Genomic DNA, 21823 nt, shown 5'->3' with positions numbered 1-21823 from the left:
AAAACGTGGGAATACATCAGTGTGCAAACCCCAACATTGCCATGTGTGAAACGCATCATGCTGGGGTTTGCACCCCAACCTACCGGCCGCGCAGAAATAATTTATCCAGTTCCGTCATGCTCATTTGCACCCAGGTCGGACGACCGTGGTTGCATTGGCCAGAACGTTCGGTCGCTTCCATCTCACGCAGCAGAGCATTCATTTCCGGTACGGTAAGGCGCCGTCCCGCCCGCACTGAGCCGTGACAGGCCATGGTCGAAAGCAGTTCGTTTTCCAACTCCTGTAACTGGCGCGAACTGCCGTGCTGCGCGAGTTCATCCAATACGTTGCGCGTGAGTTCCGATACATCGGCGCCTTCCAGCAAGGCCGGAATGCGGCGTACCACCACCGCGGAAGGTCCGCTTCGCGAAAGCTCCAATCCCCAGTCAGCCAACGCGTCGCCATGTTCCTCGGCAGCAGCAGCCTGCTTGGCACTGACCGGCACCGACAACGGCACCAACAGGATCTGCGAGCGAAGATTGCTGCATGCACGACCGGACTTGAGCTTTTCGTACGTGATGCGTTCATGCGCGGCATGCATGTCGACCAGCACCATGCCATGCACATTTTCCGCCAGGATGTAGATGGTTTTGAGCTGTGCGATGGCATAGCCGAGCGGTGGCACATCACTATCATTGGCCGATGGCAGCGGCTGAAGGGGTTGTACTTGCGCTGTGGCGACTTCGCCCAACAACGCCGCGTAGCCGGCGAGCGGCTCATCACGCACGCCCCATTGCAAACGACTTTGTGCAAAGGCACCACCACCCTGCCAGCTTCCACCCGGCCGGCCACCTGAAAATTGCGGGGCTGGCGTTGCGATTGTTGGAGCGGATTCCCACGGTGCACTTTCCGGCTGCACGTTCTGGCCGGCACGTGTTTCCTTCAACGCTTCGTGCAAGGTGCGGAACAAGAAATCATGCACTAGCCGCTGTTCGCGGAAACGCACCTCGCTCTTGGCCGGATGCACGTTGACGTCCACACCCACCGGGTCCAGCTCCAGATACAGCACAAAGGCCGGATGACGCCCATGGAACAACACATCCGCATATGCCTGGCGCACGGCATGAGCGACTACGCGATCGCGCACCAGCCGGCCATTGACGTAGAAGTACTGGGAATCCGCTTGCGAACGCGAAGCCGTGGGCAGCCCCACCCAGCCCGACAAGCGCATGCCCGCCGAAGCGTGATCGATGCGCAGGCTTTGCTGCGGAAACTCCTCTCCCAGCACTTCGGCCACCCGCAACAGCATGGCCTGATCATCACGCGCCGCTTTCCACACGCGCACCGACTTGCCGTTATGACTCAGGCGGAATTCAACGCTGCTGCGTGCCAGAGCAAGTGACTTGAGCAAGTCGTCGATATGCGCAAACTCCGTGCGTTCGGCGCGGAGAAATTTGCGCCGCGCCGGCACGTTGTAGAACAGGTCACGCACTTCCACGCTGCTGCCTTGTGGATGCTGAGCAGGACGCGCGGCCTGCATCCGGCCGCTATCGACTTCGATGCGAAAAGCCTGATCTTCACCGCGCAAACGCGAGGTGATCGCAAAGCGCGCCACGGACGACATCGACGCCAGCGCTTCGCCGCGAAAACCCATGCTCGCGACGTGCTCCAGGTCATCGAAACTGCCGATCTTGCTGGTGGCATGGGAGGCTACCGCCAGCGGCAGATCATCCGCGGCAATGCCATCGCCATCGTCACGCACGCGAATCAGCCGCGCGCCGCCAAGCTCGATATCGACTTCGATGCGCGTGGCGCCTGCGTCGAGGCTGTTCTCAACCAGTTCCTTGACGACCGAGGACGGCCGCTCGATGACTTCGCCGGCGGCGATCTGGTTGATAACGTCGGAGGGAAGCGGTTTGATCCGGGGCATAGGGCAAAGCTTAGCAGCGCCGTGGGATCCGCTGATCAACTCTCCGGAATTTCCAGCATGGTGCCAACACGCACGCTGTTGCTGCTGATGCCGTTGATGCTCTTGAGCGAACTTACGCTCACGCCATACTGCTTGGCGATGCTGCGCAGCGTCTCGCCATTGACGACACGATGCATGTCGCGCACATCCGTGTCGGCGGGCGCGGATACGCTGGCCACTTTGTTATCCACGGACTTGCCAGCACTTGCCACCTCGGCACCGGCATTGCCCAGGGTGACACCCTTGCGGCGCGCCGCTTCCGCCGCAAACCAGGTGCCGGGCGGCGGGTTGTTCATGAAGTAGCCTTTCACGCCATCCATGATCGCCCCGGCCAGTTGTTGCTGGTGGCCGACATCGCGCAGCTTGCGCTCTTCGTCCGGGTTGCTGATAAAAGCTGTCTCGACCAGGATCGAGGGCACGTCCGGCGAGCGCAGCACCACGAAGTTGGCCTGCTCGACATAGCCACGATGGGTAGGCCCGAGCGCCGACAAGGCATTGAGCACATTCTGCGCCACCGTTTGGCTGGCTTGTACAGCCCAACCCTGCTGCATGTCCAGCAATACGGAAGCGAGGCTGTCGTTCTCGGCCGCGAGCGACACCCCGCCAATCAGATCGGAGCTGTTTTCTCGATCGGCCAGCATCTGTGCGGCCACCGAGCTTTTGCCACGTGAAGACAGCACCCACACGGACGAACCGCGGGCGTCGCTGCTGGTGTAGGAGTCGGCGTGGATGGCCACGAACAGGTCGGCCTGATTCTCGCGAGCGATCTCGTAGCGCCGCTGCAGCGGGATGAAGTAATCGCCGTTGCGGGTCAGGATGGCCTTCATGCCGGGTTGACGATTGATCTGGGCGGTGAGGTCGCGGGCCACCGCCAGGGTCACATTCTTTTCCAACGTGCCGCCGGGGCCATGGGCGCCCTGGTCCTTGCCGCCGTGGCCAGCATCCACCGCCACGATCACCTGGCGCTGGCTGTTGAGCAGCACCGCGGCCTGGCGAGTGGTAACGCCTTTGCGGCTGGTCGGCTTGCTGCTCGCGTTGATAACAGGCGCTGGTGTTGGCACGTTGCCGGAATTCGCACGGGTTGATGCCGAAGCCGTCTGGGTGACGGCTGCCGTTGTCGTGGATGTGGTCGAGGTGTCTGGCGCACGGGTTATCGACGTGGCCTTGACGGGTGCGGACACACCACCGGAACCCGGGTAGAGATCGAGCACAAGGCGATAGCCGGATTGACCTGAAGGCCCCAGCACGAAGCTCTTGGACTGGCTGTTGGGTACCACTGACGCCGTAAGGCGCAAGATGCTGCCCTGGTTACTATTGTCTAGACCCTTGAACAGGCCCTGGGCGGGCGGAGCAAGGCGACTGGCTACGCGGCTATCGCTTAGCTCCAGTACGATCTGGCCGTCAGATTGGCTGAGTTTGTATTTGGCTGGACCCGAAAGGTCGAATACGACGCGGGTGTAGTCCGGGCCGGCCCAGACGCGAGCGTCCTTCACATCGGCCGCATGCAGGGCGACGGCGAGCACCATGGTCAGGATCGTGGTGACAGCCAGGCAGATGGCGCGGGTAAGCAGTCCCCTCATAGCGCGGCATTGAAGCGCACTGCTTCCCTGAATGCAAGGGGTTTTTCCTTAAATATCCATGACCTGCAGCCTATTTATCAGAAAAGCTCAAGCTATTGACCCTAAGCGACGCTTTTCGAAGGCAAGCCCCAATCACTTGCTTGGTTCGGTTTTCTCAGGCGGGACGGACACTTAAAGCCCTGCCGCACTTCAAAGCAACCGGGCCAACAGGCGCGCCCCGCGCACGCTGCGTGGCTGGAACCAAGCTCGACGCCCCAGGCCGCTATAACTCAGGTTGAGTTCCAGGTCCGGCGTTGGCAAAGCACCCTGCCCGCGCTCCGGCCACTCCACCAGCACCACCGCTGAGGGATCAGACAAGGCATCCAGCCCCAGCCATTCCAGTTCACCGGGATCTGCGATGCGGTACAGATCCAGATGCCAAGCGGGTCGCTCCTTGGCCTGATAGCCCTCGACCAGACTGTAGGTAGGACTCTTGATGCGCTCCTTCACGCCTAGCGCCGTTAACAAAGCGCGGGCAAAGCTGGTCTTGCCAGCACCCAGATCACCATGCAGATACACCACCAGACCGCTATCCAGCGCCTGGGCGACCTTGACGCCTAGGGTGCGGGTGGCGTCTTCGTCGGCAAGCTCCCAATGCTGCTCAGTCATGCTCAAGTCCGTTGCCAAGCATGCGCAAAGGCTCCAACAAATCACTGGCCAGCAAACCCCGCTCGCCACGACGTGCGGCCAGATCACCCGCGCGTGCATGCAAGCCAACGCCCAGACACGCTGCATCCCATGCCGAACAGCCCTGCGCCAGCAAGGCGGTAATCACGCCGGTAAGCAGATCGCCCATGCCACCGCTGGCCATGCCGGGGTTGCCCCAGATACAGACGTCCAGACGTCCATCTGGATGAGCGATCAAGCTGCCCGGTCCTTTCAATACCACGATGGCGTTATAGCGATGTGCCAGCGCACGCGCCGAGGCAAACCGATCGGCCTGCACTTGCGCAATGCTTTTGCCGAGCAATCGCGCTGCCTCGCCCGGATGTGGCGTCAGCACCACCGGCACACTAAAACGTTGCGGCTCGCGCGCCAGCAGATTGAGGCCATCCGCATCCAGCACCATGGGCTTGCCGCTATCGAGTGCGGTCAGCCATAAGGCATGCCCCCATGCCCCCTGCCCCAAACCGGGACCTACCGCGAGCACATCGGCGCGATCGAGCAGCCATTGCAATTCCTGGGGACCGTGGACGCCGTGCGCCATCAGTTCCGGACGCGCACTGTTCAACGCGAAGATGTTTTCAGTACGCGTGGCGATGCTGACGAGACCCGCACCGCTGCGCAATGTGGCTTCGCCGCACAAGCGAATGGCGCCGGCTGTGCCGTAATCACCGCCAATGGCGAGCACGTGCCCGCAATAGCCTTTATGCGCGTCGCGTGCACGCGGCGGAAGATACGTGGCTTCCAACAAACTCGCATCGGCAGGCATGCCTCGCCAGAGACTATCCGGCAGACCAAGCGTATCCAGTTGCAGGATGCCCACGATGGTTGCCGCGTGCCCGGTATACATGCCGCGCTTGGCTGCGATGAAACTGACCGTCATATCGGCACGAATGGCAGTGCCCGGACAATCACCGGTATCCGCATTCAAGCCCGAAGGCACATCCAGCGCGAGCACCGGCACGGATGATGCATTGATGCGATCGATCAAGCCAGTGGCGGACGGTTCCGGTGCGCGGTTGAGACCCGTGCCGTAAAGCGCATCCACATACACATCGGCAAGCGGCAGCGATGCATCCTGCTGCCAGTGACGAGTGATACCCATGCTGCGTTGCCAGGTATCACGCGCATGGGCAGCGTCACCGTGGGACACATCACTCAGCTCGATCACTTCCACCGCCATGCCTGCGCCGTGCGCCAGGCTCGCCAGTAGGTAACCGTCGCCACCGTTATTGCCCGGCCCGCAGAACACCACCATGCGGCGCGCCTCCGGCCAGTGGCGGCACAGGGCGGCGAAAGCGGCTGTCGCCGCGCGGTTCATCAGCTCAAAACCGGTCATGCCGAGGTCGTCGATGGCGCGGCGGTCGAGGACACGTACCTGTTCGACGGTGTAGAGATCGCGATGATGCGGGACTACGGGCATCGTCTGATTATAGGCAGTCGCTAGAATAGACGCATGTCCGACTCCTCATTAGCCGACTACGCCGCATTGGCCAGCGATATCAAACGCTGGGCGCATGAGCTCGGCTTTGCCAAGATGGGAATCAGCGGCGTGTCGCTTGGCCGGGATGAGCAGCATCTGGAACGTTGGCTGGAAGATGGCTATCACGGCGAGATGGAATACATGGCTCGCCACGGCACCCGTCGCAGCCGCCCGGATGAATTGGAACCTGGCACCCAGCGGGTGATTTCGGTACGCATGGATTACATGCCGCCTGGCACGCAACATGCGTGGGATGTGATCCATGATGCCGAAGCAGGTTATGTCGCCCGCTACGCGCTCGGTCGCGATTATCACAAGCTAATGCGCCACCGGTTGCAAAAGCTGGCCGAACGCATCCGAGGCGCGATCGGCGATTTCGGTTATCGCGCCTACGTTGACTCGGCACCGGTGCTGGAGAAAGCGCTAGCACGCAATGCCGGACTAGGCTGGATTGGCAAGCATACGGTGCTGATCAACGCCCAAGCGGGCTCGTATTTCTTCCTCGGCGAGCTTTACACCAACCTGCCCCTACCCATCGACAAGCCTGCTACGGCGCATTGCGGCACCTGCCGCAAGTGCATCGATATCTGCCCTACGCAAGCCATCGTTGCGCCTTACCGTCTGGATGCACGCCGTTGCATTTCCTATCTCACCATCGAGCTGAAAGGCTCGATTCCGGAAGAACTGCGCGCACCGATAGGCAATCGCATTTTCGGTTGCGATGACTGTCAGTTGATCTGCCCCTGGAACAAATTCGCGCAGGATGCGACCGAACCGGATTTCGCGCCACGGCATAGCCTGGACGGCGCCAAGCTGGTGGCACTGTTTGCCTGGAGCGAAGAAGCATTCCTCAAGCGTACCGAAGGCATGGCGATCCGCCGCACCGGTTACGAAAGCTGGTTACGCAATATCGCGGTGGCGCTGGGGAATGCACCGCCGTCGGAAGAGATTCGTTCAGCGCTACTCGCGCGCAGCGATCATCCATCGGAGATCGTGCGTGAGCACGTGGCATGGGCGCTAGCGAGACATGACTCCCTCTCCCCGAAGGGGAGAGGGCTAGGGCAGCCTTAGGCCGCTGCCATCTGCTTTGGAATCGTGCGACTCGTATGGCTGATGCGGTTGCCTTCGCCCACATAGACCAGCGTCGGCTGGAACTTCTCCAGCTCCGCTTCGTTAAGGTGGGCGAATGCCGCAATGATGATCAGGTCGCCCGGCTGCGCACGGTGCGCGGCGCTGCCGTTCACCGAGACGATGCCCGAGCCTTCCTCGGCACGCAGCGCATATGTCACGAAGCGCTTGCCGTTGTTGATATTCCACGCGTGGATCTGTTCGTACTCGCGAATGCCCGACGCATCGAGCAGCAAGCCGTCGATGGCGATGGAACCCTCATAGTGCAGCTCCGCGTGGGTCACGGTGGCACGATGGATTTTCGCCTTTAGCATGTTCAGTTGCATGACTTCATTCCAGCAGGAGCTGCCTGCGCGGCTCACTATTATCGAACTGCCGCCGCTGCGTCGCAACATCGGCATCCGACCCGTACATGTGGTGTGACCGACAGCCCTTCAATCCCCACTCAGTCGAACAGCAGATTGTCAATCAGCCGGGTGGTGCCCAGACGGGTGGCAATCAGAGCAACCAGGCCCTCGGTCTCGGCGTCCGCGGGCTCGGACAGGTCTTCGGCACGGCGGATCGCCACGTAATCCGGCACGAAGCCGGCACGTTCCAGCTTCGAAGCCGCAGCCTGTTCGACCACTTTGCGGGCGTGACCCTTGGCGATCAGGTCGCGCATCTGCTGCAGGGTCTGGTAGATCTGCACGGCCTGGGCCCGCTCATGGGGCGACAGGTACTGGTTGCGCGAGCTCAGCGCCAAGCCGTCATCAGCACGCTGAGTGGGAGCCCTCATAACCTTCACCGGCAAGGAAAGATCGCGCACCATGCGTTCGACGACCATGAGCTGCTGGAAATCCTTCTGTCCAAATATGGCGATATCCGGCTGCACCAGGTTGAACAGTTTGCAGACCACCGTCGTCACACCATCGAAATGTCCGGGACGATGGGCGCCTTCCAGGGTATCGGTGATACCGGGCACGTGCACGCTGACGCTACCGGCCGCCCCGAACGGATACAGCGTCGCGACATCCGGCGCGAACAGCAGATCGCAACCGCACTCGGCCAAACCAGCTTGATCTCGCGCCAACGTGCGCGGATAGCGCTCGAAATCCTCGTTCGGACCAAACTGGGTCGGGTTGACGAACACGCTCGCCACCACACGATCCGTTCGCGCCTTCGCCAACTTGACCAACGAGTGATGGCCTGCATGCAGGTTGCCCATGGTCGGCACGAAGCCAACCGTGCGCCCTTGTGAACGCCAGCCACGGATTGTGGCGCGCAGCCCTGCTGCGTCTTGCACCGTTTGCATGAGTTGAGGTCTGCCTGAGTTGCGTTAGTGGTAGCCGTGTTCCGCCGCAGGAAACGCACCGCTTCGCACATCGGCGACATAAGTGGCAATCGCTTCGCTCACCGAACCGCGACCGGCAAGAAAATCCTTGCTGAACTTTGGACGCTTGCCAGGCGTAATGCCCAGCATGTCGTAAATCACCAACACCTGGCCATCGCAATGCGGCCCGGCGCCGATGCCGATCACCGGAATATCCAGTGCTTTGGTGACACGCTCGCCCAGTGGCGTGGGCACGCCTTCCAGCACCAATAGACTGGCGCCTGCCTGCTGAACGGCATGTGCTTGGCTCAACACGCGTTCGGCATCATCCTGCGCCCTGCCCTGCACCTTGTAGCCGCCGAACTGGTGCACGGATTGCGGGGTGAGGCCAAGGTGCGCGCAAACCGGGATCGCCCGTTCGGTCAATGCATGGATCGACTCAAGAATGTGCGGCGCAGCGCCTTCAATCTTGACCATGGCCGCACCGGCTTCGCCGACCAGCCGGGCACCCGCTTCCAGCGCATACGCCACATCGCGACCGGCCATGAACGACATATCCGCCGTCAGCAAGGTGGCCGACAAACCGCGTGACACCAGGGTAGTGTGATAAACCATTTGCTCAAGCGTCACCGGCAAAGTGCTGCGCTGGCCTTGCACCACCATTCCCAACGAATCGCCTACCAGGGCGATATCCACACCTGCATGCTCGACCTGTGCGGCGAAGCTGGCATCGTAAGCCGTGAGCATCACGATCTTGCGCCCTTCCGCCTTCATGGCATGCAAGCCCGGCACGGTGACCGGCTTACGAACGGGAGCGCCACTGTTTTCCACGTACACGGCAGTTTCCTTTGGGATGTCCTGATCAATTATCCGGCTTAGGCCGGCAAAGGCTCAAGCCAAAAGCTCGCAGCCTTGCGTATCAACGGCTCGCAACAGATCGGCCACGCGCCCCTGGCCCGGAATCTCCAGATCCGACGCCAATTCATGCAACGGCAACAACACGAATGCGCGTTCCGCGATGTGTGGATGAGGCAGAGTCAAGCGCTCGTCGTTGACGGTTATACCTGTGATGTGCAGCAGATCGAGATCGAGTATCCGTGGCCCCCAACGCCCGTCATCGCGTTCGCGGCCAGCGGCGCGCTCAATCTTCAGCAAGGCATCGAGCAAGTCATGTGGCGACAACGATGTTTCCAGCGTGACGACAGCATTGAGAAAATCAGGCTGATCGTGCACACCCCATGGTGGCGTTCGATAAAGATGAGAATGCGCGAGCAAACGGGTATGCGGCAACCTCGCCAACGCATGCATGGCATCGGTCAGTTGTTGCCGCGAATCCCCGAGGTTGCTACCCAGCGCGACGTATGCGCGCATCAGCTCGCCCCGGACTTGCCGTCCGCCGGCTTGCGCCGCCGCTTGCGTTTGTGTGGTGCGGCCGCGCGCGCGGAATCCAGATCACCCGTACTCCCTGCGTGATACAGCGGCAACGAGGCCGCCAGCGTTTCATGCGGAAGTTGCTGGGCGTGCCCCCACCATTGGCCGAGTTCGCCAATGGCCGTCGACTCAGCGGCGCGCAACAGCAGGAAATCGAACGCGGCACGGAAACGCGGGTGTGCCAACAGGCGGAACACCTTCTTGCGCTGGATCTGTTCGAAGCGTGGCTGCAACAACCAGATCTCTTCCATCGTGATGATGAAGCGACGCGGGATCGCCACGCGCTGGCATTGTTCGGCAATCACGTGTGCGGCCGCACGCGACCAGGCCTCGCCGGCATCCTTGCCGTGCGTGGCCCAGGTATGCGCCAGATCACGCACCTCGCCCCACAACAACACGGCGAACAGGAACGCCGGCGTGACCGACTTGCCGTCGACAACGCGGGTATCGGTATTCTCCAGACCGTGCTCAATCAATGAGCGCAGCGCCTTGTCGCCACGCATGAGTGCGCGCATTGTCGCCGGGAACATGAACTTGAGAAGGCCGCATTGCTCGAGCATTCGGAAACTCTTAAAGCCATGTCCGGTCAGGAACATCTTCAGCGATTCATCGAACAGCCGCGCCGACGCGACGCTGCTCAACAGCGGTCCCAGTTCGGCGAAGGGAGCAGCCGCTTCGGGATCGATACGGAAATCGAGTTTCGCCGCCAACCGTGCCGCACGCAGCATGCGCACAGGGTCTTCGCGATACCGAGTGGCCGGATCGCCAATCAGGCGTAGGACACGGTCTTTCAGATCCTGAATACCACCCACGTAGTCGCGCACCGAGAAATCGCTGATGTCGTAGTACATGGCGTTGACGCGGAAGTCGCGGCGCAACGCATCTTCCTCGATCGTGCCCCAGACGTTGTCACGCAAAATGCGGCCATCCACGATGTGGCGATCGCCTTCACCCTGCTCCTCGCTGGTGCCACGGAAGGTAGCCACTTCGATAATCTCATTGCCGTACACCACGTGGGCGAGACGGAAGCGGCGGCCGATCAAGCGGCAATTGCGGAACAGTTTTTTGACTTCGTCCGGCGTTGCACTAGTGGCAACATCGAAATCCTTCGGGTGACCGCCCAGCAGCAGATCGCGCACGGCGCCGCCGACCAGATAGGCGTTGTAGCCGGCCTCATTCAGGCGATAGAGCACACGCAAAGCCGCCTTGCTGATGTTCTTGCGGGAAATCGTGTGCTGCTCGCGCGGAATGCGATGCGGCACTGGCTGGTTCCTGGCTTTGGGATTCAAGCGATCGAAATCCTTGCGGGTATCCAACTTCCGGTGGCTCGGTCAAACACGTGAGTGTGTCAGGGCCTGTTCAAGATGGGCCAAGGGCATTGGCCTCCAAGCGTTTCAGTCCATACGGGCACACCGTATGCGGACATTGCCGGATGAGACAATTCAGATATACTACCGCGCCTCGCAACAATACGCTCCCATCGTCTAGTGGCCTAGGACACCGCCCTCTCAAGGCGGGAACACGAGTTCGAACCTCGTTGGGAGCGCCACCCTCCTTGTATGATCGGTTTTCCGATCCCCAGAGGCACACGGCAGCATGACCTTCGTCGTCACCGACAACTGCATCAAATGCAAATACACCGACTGCGTTGAAGTCTGCCCCGTCGACGCATTCCACGAAGGCCCCAATTTCCTGGCAATCGATCCTGATGAGTGCATTGACTGCACGCTGTGCGAGCCCGAATGCCCAGCCAATGCCATCTTCCCAGAAGACGACGTACCAGCCGGCCAGGAACACTTCACCGCCCTGAATAAGGATCTGGCCAAGGCGTGGCCAGTCATCGTCACACGCAAAGATGCCCTGCCGGATGCGAAAGAATGGGACGGCAAGCTGGACAAGTTCAAGTTGCTTGAGCGCTGAGGGGCCGGGAATCGGGAATCGGGAATCGGGAATCGGGAATCGGGAATCGGGAATCGGGAATCGGGAATCGGGAATCGGGAATCGGGAATCGGGAATCGGGAATCGGGAATCGGGAATCGGGAATCGGGAATCGGGAATCGGGAATCGGGAATCGGGAAAAGCAAAAAGGCACCTACGTTATCGCGCAAGTGCCTTTTTGTTTATCGCCAATTACTAAGTTGTAAAGCTGAAAACTTGCGCCTTAGGCTTTTTCTCGATTCTCGATTCTCGATTCCCTCAAAAAACGATCAACCCTTGCCACCCAACCGCGATTTCAGGCTGTCGACAACCTTGGCCACCGCGGCTGATTCACCCTGCGCGCGCACTTCACTCGAACCCTGGCCACTGCTGTTGATGGAGACTACCACCGACCGCGGCGCCACGTTCGGACCGCTGCTGGAACTGCTGCCCTTGCCGAACATGCGACCGAAGAAGCCCGCCTTTTCGACCGGCTGGTCGGACGCCATCACATTGAGGTTGTAGGTGTGCAGGGCGTCGTCGTGGGCCTGCAATGTGCCGATGTCGCCATTGGCCAACGCCTCGCCGACGCGACGATAGGTTTCATCCACGCTGTCGGCAAGGATGAAGCCGTCGGTGATCGCGCCCGGAGTGCTGCCTACGCGCGCGGTGGCACCGTTAGCCGTCGGCTGGTTGCCACCGGCCGGTGGAATCACCAGCGCCGCGGTAGCTGAAGGCGTATCCAGGCCTGGTGGGATTTCCAGCGGGGTTTCCTGCTTGGCGTTCTGCCACGCGCGTTCGGAACGGAACATGCCGCAGCCCGAAAGCAGCAGACCAGTGAGCGCCAGGGCAACGGCGAGGGACGTTTTCTTCATGTAGTGAGATTCCGTAGATGTTCCGTAGTTGGGTCGGTCAGGCGACATCCGCCAAGGATGCCAGAGTTGCCAAGGCTTTGCGCAACTGCTCACGCGCTGCCCCCTGCTCCAGTTCCACCAACGGCAGCCTCGGCGTAGCCATTCCCAGCCCCAGATCAGACAAGCCCGCCTTCACCGCAATCGGATTGGGTGCGCAGTTGAGCGCCTGCACCAGCGGATCGAGCGCGGCATGGCAATGTGCCGTGGCCGCGCGGTCGCCCACGGTAGCTGCATCACACAATGCACGAAAAACCCTGGGTGCGAGGTTGGCCACCACCGAGATGGTACCGGCAGCGCCAGCCAGCATGGCGTCGGCCGCACTGCCATCGTCGCCGGACAGATAGACGAAATCCTGCCGCACAAGTTCCGCAGTCCGCCTGATGCGCTCGGCGTCGCTACACGCTTCCTTGATGCCGATGATGGCCGGATGATCGCGCAGTACCGAGGTCGTCTCCGGCAGCAGGTCACAGCCGGTGCGGGAAGGCACGTTGTAAAGCAACACCGGCAGGCTGCCCTGATCGGCCACTTCCAGGAAGTGGCGACGCAGGCCTTCCTGCGTGGGACGCACGTAATACGGTGCGACCACGAGGGCCACTTTCGCGCCCAGTGCACGGGCACGTTTGGTGAGCGCCACCGTCTTGGCGGTACCTGCTTCACCGGTTCCGGCAATGACGGGAACACGGCCAGCCACGTGCTCCACCGCAAAGGCCAGCAGGCGATCGTATTCGTCGTGTTCAAGCATGTGGGCTTCGCCAGTGGAGCCGGCGACGACTACCGCCTGGGTGCCGCCCGCGATCTGGAAATCGAGCAGGCGGCCGAATGCCGCCATATCGAGCGCCCCATTGGATTCGAACGGGGTAACCAGCGCGCAGACGCTGCCGTGAATATTCATGGTGCCATCCGCACAAAACCAGGCATTGCATGTTACTTGCGGCTCCGCCGGAGGGGCAAGTAAGCTGCAGCTTCGTTCGTCGTCATCCCGCACGACGCGGGATCGCCATCATCCATGTCCACCAACCCTTTTTCCGCGCGATCCAGCAACGACCACCAACTGCTGATCCAGACGCTGACACCCGCGGCGCGCACGCCTCTGCTCGCGTTGGCACGGCGTATCGCGGATGCCGGTTGCAACCTCTCCGACGCCCGGGTATCCACTATTGGCGCGGATACCTCGCTCACCCTACTCGCCAGCGGCGCGTGGGATGCGGTGGCCAAACTGGAAACCGCGCTGACCAAGCTGGCCCGTGAGGAAGAGCTTCGCCTTACCCACTACCGCACCAGCCCACGTGAGCCGAGTGGGCACTTGTTGCCCTATCTGGTGGAAGTGGTGTCGTCGGACCGGCCAGGCATCCTGGTGAAGATCGTCGACTTCTTCAACCGCCACGACATCAGCGTGGAGCAGTTGAGTTCCATGCGCTATCAGGCGATGCAGACGGGCGCGGCGATGTTCCAGGCGCAATTCACGATTGGGGTACCGGACAAGTTGCACATTGCCGCGTTACGTGACGATTTCCTTGAATTTTGCGATGCCCTAAATCTGGACGCCATCATGGATCCAGTGAAATTCTAGAATGCTCCGATGACATTCGCCTGACAAGGCTGTTTCCGTCATCTCACTCGCGCTAGTCTCCGCCCCAGCCATAGCAAAACGTAAGCCCGGCTTCTGGAGAACCCATGCCCGATCTCGGCAAAAAAGTCCCCAAGCTGCAAGGCGTCACCGGCGACGGCAGTACGCTGAAACTCGATTCACTGAAAGGCCAATGGGTAGTGGTGTACTTCTACCCCAAGGACAACACACCCGGCTGTACCAACGAGGCGAAAGATTTTCGCGACCTCTATCCGAAGTTCAAGAAACACCGCGCCGAAATCATCGGCGTCTCGCGCGACTCGGTGAAATCCCACACCAACTTCGCCAGCAAGCAGGAACTACCCTTCCCGCTGGTGTCCGATCCCGAAGAAACCTGGTGCAACGCTTTCGAAGTGATCCACGAAAAGGTGCTGTACGGGAAACGTCACATGGGCGTGGTACGCAGTACCTTCCTGATCGACCCCGACGGCAAGCTCGCCGCGGAGTGGCGGGGCGTGAAAGTGCCCGGCCATGTCCAGGCGGTGTTCGACGCCATACACCTTCGCGAACGTGCTTCACACCCTTCACCTCCTGCCGAATGAGGTTCCTTCCGCATGACCGGAAGCAAGCGCATCTACGCCCTCGACACCAATGTGCTATTGCACGATCCCACCTCACTATTCCGCTTCGAAGAGCACGATGTCTTCATCCCGATGACCGTGCTGGAGGAACTGGACGAAAAGAAGAAAGGCGCCTCGGAAGTCTCACGCAACGGTCGCCAGGTCAGCCGCTTTCTCAACGAGCTGATCGAACGCGGCAACGGCCACGGCATCAGCAATGGCCTGGAACTCACCAATCCGGAAGGCATCAAGCTTAAGCGCGGCACCGGGGTGGGCCGGCTGTATTTCCAGCAGCGCACCAGCAACGGGCACGGCAAGGCCGACAACCAGATTCTGTCTTCGGTGATCGAGCTGCGCGACCAGAGTACGGATCGCTCGGTGATTTTGGTCACCAAGGACATCAACCTTCGCATCAAGTCCAAAATCTATGGCATCGATGCGGAAGATTACGAAAACGATCGCGCCCTCGACGACTTCGCCCTGCTCTACACCGGTTCCACCGAGTTGCCAGAAAACTTTTGGGACAAACATCCCGAAGTGCAGTCATGGAACGAGCGCGGCCGCACCTTCTACAAAGTCGATCGCCATGACGACGAAGACTGGTATCCCAATCAGTGCCTGTTCCTGCCCGGCAACGACAACGTGGAACTACGCGTGCTGCACGTGGACGAACAGCGCGTGACGCTGGTCTTGCTCGACGATCACAGCCACAGCAACCACAGCGTGTGGGGCATCGCTGCGCGCAATCGGGAGCAGAACTTCGCGCTCAATGTCTTGATGGATCCAGATGTCGACTTCGTCACCCTGCTCGGTACTGCCGGCACCGGCAAGACCTTGCTCGCCTTGGCGGCAGGTCTTGCACAGGTGATGGACCAACAGCGTTATCGCGAAATCATCATGACCCGCGCCACGGTCTCGGTCGGCGAAGACATTGGTTTCCTGCCTGGTACGGAAGAGGAAAAGATGACGCCGTGGATGGGCGCCCTTACCGACAACCTCGAAGTGCTGGCCAACCCGGAAGAAGGCGGCAATTGGGGACGCCAGGCCACCAACGACCTGCTCGCCTCGCGCATCAAAATCCGTTCGCTCAACTTCATGCGCGGCCGCACCTTCCTCTCGCGTTACCTGATCATCGACGAAGCGCAGAACCTGACACCGAAGCAAATGAAAACGCTGATCACGCGTGCCGGTCCCGGCACCAAGATCGTGTGCCTGGGCAATGTAGAGCAGATCGATACGCCGTATTTGACCGAAACGACATCTGGCCTGACGTATGCCGTCGACCGCTTCAAACACTGGGCGCACTCGGCGCATATCACGCTACGGCGGGGTGAACGTTCGAGGTTGGCGGATTTTGCATCGGAGGCGATGTAATCCAAACCGCTGTCATCCCGGCGAAAGCGCACTACTGTCCGACACGCTTTTTCATGCAAACAGCCCCTCTTGTCTCTCTTACGCAATTCCTTGCCGGACAATAGTGGCCTGCACCGGGACGACGGACGCGTGAGTCACCATCAACGACATCATATCGATGTGTTATTTCTGTGGCCTTCAACCAGCCCACCTGTGCGGTCTACCCCGCACGCGTTAAGCTGCGACCCACCAGGCATGGACCATTCATGCGGCATCAGGGAAGATCTTGAAATTCATGGACAAACCGCCCGAGTTCGCCCGGACTGACGGAGCCAAAGAATCATGCGCATCCTGATCGCCGAAGATGATCCCTCCATTGCCGCAGGTGTCAGCGCCGCGCTGCGCCAGGGCGGCCACGCCGTCGACCATGTTGCGGATGGCGTACGCGCCGACGCTGCCCTGAAAGACACCCCCTACGATCTGCTCGTACTCGACCTGGGCCTGCCCCATCTCGATGGTAGCGAAGTGCTGCAGCGCGTACGTCGGCGCGGCAGCGGCTTGCCCGTGCTGGTGATCACCGCACGCGAAGGTCTGCGCGAGCGCGTACGCGTGCTGGACTTGGGCGCGGACGACTACCTCGTCAAACCCTTTGCCCTGGCCGAGTTCGAAGCACGCGTGCGCGCCCTGTTGCGCCGCTACACCACCCAGGGCGCGCCCGAACTCACCCTGGGACGCTTGCGCCTGGACTTACCTGGCCACCGCGCCTGGGTCGATGACACCCCGCTCGAACTCACCGCCCGCGAGTTCGGACTGCTCGAAGCGCTAGCCGCGCGCCCCGACCGCGTCACCAGCCGCGCGCAATTGATCGAAGCACTGTGCAGTTGGGACGAAGAACTCACTGACAACGGCCTCGATATCGCCATCTACCGCCTGCGCCGCAAGCTGGTGGATTCCGGCACGCAAGTACGCACCATCCGCGGCCTCGGGTATCTGCTGGAAGAGGTCAAGCAGACATGAACCAGTGGCGCTGGGGGCGGCGCAGCCTGCGCACGCGCCTGTTGACCACCGTGATGGTGCCGCTGATGGCGCTGCTGCTGCTCAACAGCCTGATCACCTACGTCGGCGCGCTGTTCTACGCCAATCACGTGCACGACCGGAACCTCATCGACGACTCACTGACCCTGATGCAGATGATGGCCACCGAGAGTCCAGATGGACGCGTCTCGCGCCAAGCGCAATTCCTGCTGGAATACGAACCACAGGAACACAACGATTTCAGTGTCTTCAGCCGGGCGCATGGCCTCATTGCTGGCAACCCCTCGCTACAACCGCCGGATGGCCTATTCAAGGAGGGCAACGAAGCGCAGCTCTACGATGTGCAGATCGACAACCACGCATTGCGTGCCGCCAGCATCCAGATGACCAACCCGCACGATGCGAGCGACCTGCTCGAAGTCTCCGTCGCCGAAACCCTGCACGACCGCCGCACTGAAGCGCGGCAGATCCTGTTACTGAGCATTCCCGCGCAAACGTTGCTGATCTTTGCCGCCTTCCTGCTGGTATGGCTCGGTGTGCGCACCGGTTTGCGCCAACTTGGTCCGCTCACCACCCAACTGGCCAACCGGGAACATGACCTGGCGCCGATTGGCGATGAAGACGTGCCGGCGGAAATCCTTCCACTCACGCGCACCGTCGACGACCTGTTCGGCCGGCTGCGCGACATGCTTGCCCTGCACGAGCGCTTCATCGCCGATGCCGCACACCAACTGCGCACCCCTCTGGCCGGCCTGAGCGTGCATGCCGAACGCGCCAAGGCCAGCTCCGATCCAGCCACTATCGCCGATGCACTCCATCACATCCAGCGATTGATCCAGCGCGCCAACCGCACATCCAACCAGTTGCTTGCCCTCACCCGTGCACAAACCACCACACATGAAGCTGGCGACAGCGAACCACTCAATCTCGCCATATTGATTCCAGAACTGGCTGGACAACGCGTACACGAAGCAATCGCCGCCAACATCGATCTCGGCTATGACGGCCCATCCGGTCCATTGTGGATCGATGGCGACCGTCACCGTCTGCAAGAAATGCTCGACAACCTCATCGACAACGGCTTGCGCTACGCCGGCAACGGTGCGTTGATGACTGTCGTGCTGTCGCGTCATGGCGACGATATCTGCCTCGCTGTAGAAGACAACGGACCCGGCGTGCCGCCTGCGTGGATCGAACGCCTCGGCGAGCGATTTTTCCGCGTACCCGGCAGTGCCGAGGAAGGCAGCGGCCTCGGACTCGCCATCGTGCAACGCATTGCCGAATGGCATGGCGCCAAAGTACGTTACTTCGCTGCGGGCGTGAAAAGCGGCTTACGCGTGGAAATCGTGTTCCCCGCCATTCGGGAATCGGACAGGCTCGTCTAGCGCTTCGGCCTGAAGGCAAGATTGCCTGCTCCACCGCCGCCAGAATGCGCCATCTTGATCTTGCGTAACCACTCGCCACGGCATTGCTTACGCCCTTGCAGCCGTTTGTGTTTACGCCGTGCCCAGCGCGAAAGCCGCTGGTCCATGTACCAGCAAAACCCGCCCAAAGCCTCTTGATAGAACGCCCCATAGTAGTCCAGCCACCCGCGCAAGATCGGGTTGCATTGCCTTGCCAGCTCGGTCAGCGTCATCGATGTGTACCTCGATAGACGCCACTCTCTCACCGCCATCCTCATCTGTTTCAGGGCGTTCTCGCTAACTCCCGGCAAAAAGCTGGTGTACAGCTTGCCTTGCCTGCTTTGCGCCCTTCGCGGACAAAAGGTGAAACCCAGGAATGTAAAGTCCACATCCCTATAGGTCTGCGTGCGCTTGTTGTCCTTGCAGTACACGACTTCGATTTCTCCGGATGCATCGTCAGTCCGCATTCGGCCAGCCTCTGGGCGATGGCCATCATGACTTCCTGCGCCTGCTTCTCGCTGCGACAGTGAACCACTGCATCATCGGCATAACGGGCGAAAGGACATGGCGGGTATAAGCGTTGCATCCAGGTATCGAATACATAGTGCATGAACAAGTTCATCAAGAGTGGGCTTATAACGCCACCAACAACAGAGCAAACTGTCGCTTAAAATGGGGCCTGCGCATTTCAAGGGGGTGTTTGGCGCCGTGGTCCAGAAGCTGCTCCAAGGTTGATGTGGACCTCGTCCTTGAGACGGTCACTCCCACTGACAGGAAGGTGCGGTGATGCGCCGAGGACGTAAACAATGGCGGGTACATCTGGCCTTCGAGCCGAACCGCCACGCCCAGGAACAGCTGCAAAAGGCGTACGAGCAAATCAATCCCATCGAAGCACGGTCCACGGCAAAGCCGTCCGCGAAGCCGTCTGCAGTGACCAGGCAAGCGACCACCAAGCGAGGTAGACGATGAGCAAAGATACGATGGTCGCGCTCTATGCGCGGGTATCCTCCGAGCAGCAAAACAAACGCGGCACCATTGAAAGCCAGCTGGCTGCACTGAAGGAGCGTATTTCAGCTGATGGCGCGCAGATCGCCGATGACATGTGTTTCGTTGACGCTGGCGTGAGTGGTGCGACGCTCATCAGGCCACAGCTAGAGCGACTCAGGGACTGTGCTGCGCTCAGCACGATCGACCAGCTCTACATCCTGTCACCGGACCGGCTGGCGCGCAAATATGCGCACCAGGCATTGCTGATGGAAGAGTTCACAGCTTGTGGCATGCAGGTCGTGTTCCTCAATCACGCCATCGGTGCGTCACCGGAAGAATCACTGCTACTGCAGATGCAGGGCATGATCGCGGAATACGAGCGGGCGAAGATCACCGAACGTCACCGCCGTGGCAAGCTTCACGGCGCAAAACGTGGCAGCGTCAATGTCCTGTCCGGGGCACCCTACGGCTACCGTTACATTCGCCGGCAGCTCGATGGAACGCCGGCCCGGTACGTGATCGAGCTACCCCAAGCAGCGACGGTCCGGGCAATTTTCCAGTGGGTGGGAATGGACCGCTTGAGCATAGGGGACGTGGTACGCCGCCTCACCGAGTCGGGTACTGTGACGGCGTCAGGCAAACCCTATTGGGATCGAAGCGTGGTGTGGTGCGTATTTCGGCCCATCGTGACCGCCCATTTCGGTAAGGCGTGACCGGTCATTTCGGTAAGCCGTGACCGCCCGTTTCGGTTGATCGTGACCGATTTTCGACGGTCACCGAAATCAGCGGTCACGGCTTACCGAAACGCGCCCCTCGTTGTGCATAACTTCAACGCAACGGCATCCTCCACGGCTTTTTGGAGTGGCGATGCCGACCCCGCGAGTAGCTATGCGCAAGATCAAAGAATGTCTTCGACTGAAGCTGGAGTGCGACCTCTCGCACGAACGCATCGCCTTGGCCTTGGGTCTGTCCAAGGGCGTGGTCAGCAAGTACGTGAAACGTGCCACGGCCGCCGGACTGGACTGGCCCGGCCTGTCCGCCATGGACGACAACGCGATTGCCGCCCAGCTGTGTATGTCACCACCCGCCGTGCGTGGCGAGCGGGCACCCATCGATCTGCCATGGGTGCATCGGGAGTTGCGCCGCAAAGGCGTCACGCGACAATTGTTGTGGCAGGAATACTGCGACGCGAACGCTGGCCGTCTCACGTACCAATACACCCAGTTTTGCCAGCACCTCCACGACTACACGGCCTCGCTGCGCCGCTCGATGCGTCAGTTGCACGTTGCTGGTGAAAAGCTGTTTATCGACTACGCCGGCCCCACCCTTGGCGTCGTCAACCCCGACACCGGCGAGCTGCGGCGAGCGCACATCTTCGTGGCCGTGCTGGGTGCGTCCAGTTTCACCTATGCCTGCGCCACACCGGGCGAAACGCAGATCGACTGGCTGCGCGGCTTGACGCAGGCGTTGGCATTTTTTGGTGGCGTGCCGGCGCTGGTGGTACCTGACAATCCGCGCGCGCTGATCACCCAGCCGGATCGCTACGAGCCCGTGCTCAACCGTGCTACGCAGGCGTGTGCAGAGCATTACGGCATGGCGATCCTGCCGGCCCGCCCACGACGCCCGCAGGACAAGGCCAAGGTCGAGGTCGGCGTGCAGGTGGTCGAGCGCTGGATCCTCGCGCGCTTGCGCCATCCGTGCTTTTTTACCTTCAGCGCTCTCAATCACGCCATCGCCGACCTGCTGACGGACTTGAATGCACGGCCGTTCAAGAAGCTCGACGGCTCGCGCCGTTCGTGGTTCGAGACGATCGACCGTCCCGCCCTGATGCCCTTGCCGGCGCAACCCTATGAGCCGGCGCGCTTCAAGCCGTGCAAGGTCAACATCGATTACCACATCGAGGTCGATGGCCATTACTACAGCGTGCCGCATAGCCTGGTACGCAAGACCGTCGAGGCGCGCATCACCGACACCACCGTCGAGATCCTGCATGCCGGCCAGCGCATCGCCAGCCACGTCCGCTCCCCGGCGCGCGGACGCCACACCACCGTCGCCGACCACATGCCGGCCGCACATCGTGCGCATCGGGAATGGTCACCCGGTCGCTTCCTGCACTGGGCCGACACGATCGGCGCGGCAACCCGTCAGTTGGTCGAGCACCTGCTGACCGAGCGCCCGCATCCGGAGATGGGCTATCGCAGTTGCCTGGGGCTGCTGGCGCTCGCGCGCCAGTACGGCGACGACCGCCTGGAAGCGGCCTGCGCACGCGCGTGGGCGATCGGTTCGCGCACGCGCAAATCCGTGCAGTCGATCCTGCACAACAAGCTCGATCAACACCCCTTGCCCAGCGCCATCGCCCAAACCGACTGGGTCACACCCGACCACGTCAACCTGCGTGGCCCCACCTATTACCGCGATCCACCCACCACTCACTGAAAAGGAGACC

The 21823-nt window shown here is 61.1% G+C and carries 21 protein-coding genes, 1 tRNA gene and 1 pseudogene; 10 read left to right on the top strand and 13 right to left on the bottom strand.

The features are described 5' to 3' along the window. Window positions 1-79: 79 nt before the first annotated feature. The 4 genes from mutL to EO087_RS02355 form a co-directional block, all read right to left on the bottom strand. The gene (gene mutL / locus EO087_RS02370) at window positions 80-1909 is read right to left on the bottom strand and encodes a DNA mismatch repair endonuclease MutL (RefSeq protein ID WP_128897476.1); all 1830 of its coding nucleotides are present in this window, start codon (window positions 1907-1909) and stop codon (window positions 80-82) included. A 35-nt stretch (window positions 1910-1944) separates the two neighbouring features. Next, window positions 1945-3528 (bottom strand): N-acetylmuramoyl-L-alanine amidase, encoded by a 1584-nt coding sequence (locus EO087_RS02365; protein ID WP_128897475.1) that lies wholly within the window; start codon window positions 3526-3528, stop codon window positions 1945-1947. 189 nt (window positions 3529-3717) lie between these two features. Continuing rightward, window positions 3718-4176, bottom strand: coding sequence for a tRNA (adenosine(37)-N6)-threonylcarbamoyltransferase complex ATPase subunit type 1 TsaE (tsaE, locus tag EO087_RS02360; RefSeq protein ID WP_128897474.1), 459 nt, complete (start codon window positions 4174-4176; stop codon window positions 3718-3720). Beyond that, window positions 4169-5653 (bottom strand): NAD(P)H-hydrate dehydratase, encoded by a 1485-nt coding sequence (locus tag EO087_RS02355; RefSeq protein WP_128897473.1) that lies wholly within the window; start codon window positions 5651-5653, stop codon window positions 4169-4171. Before EO087_RS02355 ends, tsaE begins: the two co-directional genes overlap by 8 nt. Window positions 5654-5686: 33 nt before the next feature. Between EO087_RS02355 and queG the strand changes: the two genes are divergently transcribed. Continuing rightward, window positions 5687-6784: a tRNA epoxyqueuosine(34) reductase QueG gene (gene queG, locus EO087_RS02350; RefSeq protein ID WP_128897472.1), complete on the top strand. Its 1098-nt coding sequence runs from the start codon at window positions 5687-5689 to the stop codon at window positions 6782-6784. On the opposite strand, the gene panD is transcribed toward queG, so the two are convergent. From panD to pcnB, 5 genes are all read right to left on the bottom strand, one after another. Continuing rightward, entirely contained in the window at window positions 6781-7167 is a 387-nt protein-coding gene (panD, locus tag EO087_RS02345) for an aspartate 1-decarboxylase (RefSeq protein ID WP_128897471.1), read from the bottom strand. The two genes, queG and panD, sit on opposite strands and share 4 nt — an antisense overlap. Window positions 7168-7286: 119 nt before the next feature. Continuing rightward, entirely contained in the window at window positions 7287-8132 is an 846-nt protein-coding gene (panC, locus tag EO087_RS02340) for a pantoate--beta-alanine ligase (RefSeq protein ID WP_128897470.1), read from the bottom strand. A gap of 24 nt (window positions 8133-8156) precedes the next feature. Then, window positions 8157-8924 (bottom strand): 3-methyl-2-oxobutanoate hydroxymethyltransferase, encoded by a 768-nt coding sequence (gene panB, locus EO087_RS02335; protein WP_240669171.1) that lies wholly within the window; start codon window positions 8922-8924, stop codon window positions 8157-8159. Between the two features lie 117 nt (window positions 8925-9041). After that, complete coding sequence (gene folK / locus EO087_RS02330) at window positions 9042-9524, bottom strand: 2-amino-4-hydroxy-6-hydroxymethyldihydropteridine diphosphokinase (RefSeq protein ID WP_128897468.1); 483 nt, start codon at window positions 9522-9524, stop codon at window positions 9042-9044. Next, complete coding sequence (gene pcnB / locus EO087_RS02325) at window positions 9521-10870, bottom strand: polynucleotide adenylyltransferase PcnB (protein ID WP_128899773.1); 1350 nt, start codon at window positions 10868-10870, stop codon at window positions 9521-9523. Before pcnB ends, folK begins: the two co-directional genes overlap by 4 nt. 184 nt (window positions 10871-11054) lie before the next feature. On the opposite strand from pcnB, the gene EO087_RS02320 reads away from it, so the two are divergent. Both EO087_RS02320 and fdxA read left to right on the top strand, forming a co-directional pair. After that, window positions 11055-11130: transfer RNA gene (locus EO087_RS02320), tRNA-Glu, on the top strand. A gap of 47 nt (window positions 11131-11177) precedes the next feature. Beyond that, the gene (gene fdxA / locus EO087_RS02315; RefSeq protein ID WP_128897467.1) at window positions 11178-11501 is read left to right on the top strand and encodes a ferredoxin FdxA; all 324 of its coding nucleotides are present in this window, start codon (window positions 11178-11180) and stop codon (window positions 11499-11501) included. A gap of 287 nt (window positions 11502-11788) precedes the next feature. On the opposite strand, the gene EO087_RS02305 is transcribed toward fdxA, so the two are convergent. Both EO087_RS02305 and dapA read right to left on the bottom strand, forming a co-directional pair. After that, the gene (locus EO087_RS02305) at window positions 11789-12373 is read right to left on the bottom strand and encodes a hypothetical protein (RefSeq protein WP_128897466.1); all 585 of its coding nucleotides are present in this window, start codon (window positions 12371-12373) and stop codon (window positions 11789-11791) included. A gap of 37 nt (window positions 12374-12410) precedes the next feature. Then, window positions 12411-13304 carry a 4-hydroxy-tetrahydrodipicolinate synthase gene (gene dapA / locus EO087_RS02300; RefSeq protein ID WP_128897465.1) on the bottom strand — a complete coding sequence of 298 codons (894 nt, stop codon included), beginning with the start codon at window positions 13302-13304 and terminating at the stop codon, window positions 12411-12413. 114 nt (window positions 13305-13418) lie between these two features. Here dapA and EO087_RS02295 point away from each other — a divergent pair, with 114 nt between their 5' ends. From EO087_RS02295 to EO087_RS02275, 5 genes are all read left to right on the top strand, one after another. Continuing rightward, window positions 13419-13982 carry an ACT domain-containing protein gene (locus EO087_RS02295; protein ID WP_164931739.1) on the top strand — a complete coding sequence of 188 codons (564 nt, stop codon included), beginning with the start codon at window positions 13419-13421 and terminating at the stop codon, window positions 13980-13982. 104 nt (window positions 13983-14086) lie between these two features. Then, the gene (locus EO087_RS02290) at window positions 14087-14581 is read left to right on the top strand and encodes a peroxiredoxin (protein ID WP_128897464.1); all 495 of its coding nucleotides are present in this window, start codon (window positions 14087-14089) and stop codon (window positions 14579-14581) included. A 12-nt stretch (window positions 14582-14593) separates the two neighbouring features. After that, a complete protein-coding gene (locus EO087_RS02285) occupies window positions 14594-15973 on the top strand; it encodes a PhoH family protein (RefSeq protein WP_128897463.1) in 1380 nt (459 codons plus the stop codon). Window positions 15974-16294: 321 nt separating this feature from the next. Next, entirely contained in the window at window positions 16295-16969 is a 675-nt protein-coding gene (locus tag EO087_RS02280) for a response regulator transcription factor (protein ID WP_128897462.1), read from the top strand. Beyond that, on the top strand, window positions 16966-18372 hold the full coding sequence (locus tag EO087_RS02275; protein WP_128897461.1) for a sensor histidine kinase: 1407 nt from the start codon (window positions 16966-16968) through the stop codon (window positions 18370-18372). The genes EO087_RS02280 and EO087_RS02275 overlap by 4 nt, the downstream gene beginning before the upstream one ends. Here EO087_RS02275 and EO087_RS02270 read toward each other — a convergent pair. Both EO087_RS02270 and EO087_RS16585 read right to left on the bottom strand, forming a co-directional pair. Next, the gene (locus tag EO087_RS02270; protein WP_240669106.1) at window positions 18369-18857 is read right to left on the bottom strand and encodes a group II intron maturase-specific domain-containing protein; all 489 of its coding nucleotides are present in this window, start codon (window positions 18855-18857) and stop codon (window positions 18369-18371) included. The genes EO087_RS02275 and EO087_RS02270 overlap by 4 nt on opposite strands. 17 nt (window positions 18858-18874) lie before the next feature. After that, a pseudogene (locus EO087_RS16585) lies at window positions 18875-19000 on the bottom strand (reverse transcriptase); the annotation flags it as partial. 355 nt (window positions 19001-19355) lie between these two features. On the opposite strand from EO087_RS16585, the gene EO087_RS02265 reads away from it, so the two are divergent. Continuing rightward, complete coding sequence (locus EO087_RS02265; protein WP_205744415.1) at window positions 19356-20090, top strand: recombinase family protein; 735 nt, start codon at window positions 19356-19358, stop codon at window positions 20088-20090. Between the two features lie 154 nt (window positions 20091-20244). Continuing rightward, window positions 20245-21813 carry an IS21 family transposase gene (gene istA, locus EO087_RS02260; RefSeq protein WP_128897460.1) on the top strand — a complete coding sequence of 523 codons (1569 nt, stop codon included), beginning with the start codon at window positions 20245-20247 and terminating at the stop codon, window positions 21811-21813. The last annotated feature ends 10 nt before the right edge of the window (window positions 21814-21823 follow it).

Source organism: Dyella sp. M7H15-1, from assembly GCF_004114615.1.
In the GTDB taxonomy this organism is placed as follows: Bacteria; Pseudomonadota; Gammaproteobacteria; order Xanthomonadales; family Rhodanobacteraceae; genus Dyella_B.
This window is presented reverse-complemented; position numbering and strand designations above follow the sequence as displayed.

Coding starts and splice junctions, on each gene's coding strand:
- EO087_RS02270 (WP_240669106.1), bottom strand. CDS start 18,857: ATGCGGACTGACGATGCATCCGGAGAAATCGAAGTCGTGTACTGCAAG.
- panD (WP_128897471.1), bottom strand. CDS start 7,167: ATGCAACTGAACATGCTAAAGGCGAAAATCCATCGTGCCACCGTGACC.
- panC (WP_128897470.1), bottom strand. CDS start 8,132: ATGCAAACGGTGCAAGACGCAGCAGGGCTGCGCGCCACAATCCGTGGC.
- queG (WP_128897472.1), top strand. CDS start 5,687: ATGTCCGACTCCTCATTAGCCGACTACGCCGCATTGGCCAGCGATATC.
- panB (WP_240669171.1), bottom strand. CDS start 8,924: ATGAAGGCGGAAGGGCGCAAGATCGTGATGCTCACGGCTTACGATGCC.
- EO087_RS02265 (WP_205744415.1), top strand. CDS start 19,356: ATGAGCAAAGATACGATGGTCGCGCTCTATGCGCGGGTATCCTCCGAG.
- mutL (WP_128897476.1), bottom strand. CDS start 1,909: ATGCCCCGGATCAAACCGCTTCCCTCCGACGTTATCAACCAGATCGCC.
- EO087_RS02280 (WP_128897462.1), top strand. CDS start 16,295: ATGCGCATCCTGATCGCCGAAGATGATCCCTCCATTGCCGCAGGTGTC.
- EO087_RS02365 (WP_128897475.1), bottom strand. CDS start 3,528: ATGAGGGGACTGCTTACCCGCGCCATCTGCCTGGCTGTCACCACGATC.
- EO087_RS02355 (WP_128897473.1), bottom strand. CDS start 5,653: ATGCCCGTAGTCCCGCATCATCGCGATCTCTACACCGTCGAACAGGTA.
- EO087_RS02295 (WP_164931739.1), top strand. CDS start 13,419: ATGTCCACCAACCCTTTTTCCGCGCGATCCAGCAACGACCACCAACTG.
- EO087_RS02305 (WP_128897466.1), bottom strand. CDS start 12,373: ATGAAGAAAACGTCCCTCGCCGTTGCCCTGGCGCTCACTGGTCTGCTG.
- EO087_RS02285 (WP_128897463.1), top strand. CDS start 14,594: ATGACCGGAAGCAAGCGCATCTACGCCCTCGACACCAATGTGCTATTG.
- EO087_RS02275 (WP_128897461.1), top strand. CDS start 16,966: ATGAACCAGTGGCGCTGGGGGCGGCGCAGCCTGCGCACGCGCCTGTTG.
- EO087_RS02290 (WP_128897464.1), top strand. CDS start 14,087: ATGCCCGATCTCGGCAAAAAAGTCCCCAAGCTGCAAGGCGTCACCGGC.
- dapA (WP_128897465.1), bottom strand. CDS start 13,304: ATGAATATTCACGGCAGCGTCTGCGCGCTGGTTACCCCGTTCGAATCC.
- fdxA (WP_128897467.1), top strand. CDS start 11,178: ATGACCTTCGTCGTCACCGACAACTGCATCAAATGCAAATACACCGAC.
- istA (WP_128897460.1), top strand. CDS start 20,245: ATGCCGACCCCGCGAGTAGCTATGCGCAAGATCAAAGAATGTCTTCGA.
- tsaE (WP_128897474.1), bottom strand. CDS start 4,176: ATGACTGAGCAGCATTGGGAGCTTGCCGACGAAGACGCCACCCGCACC.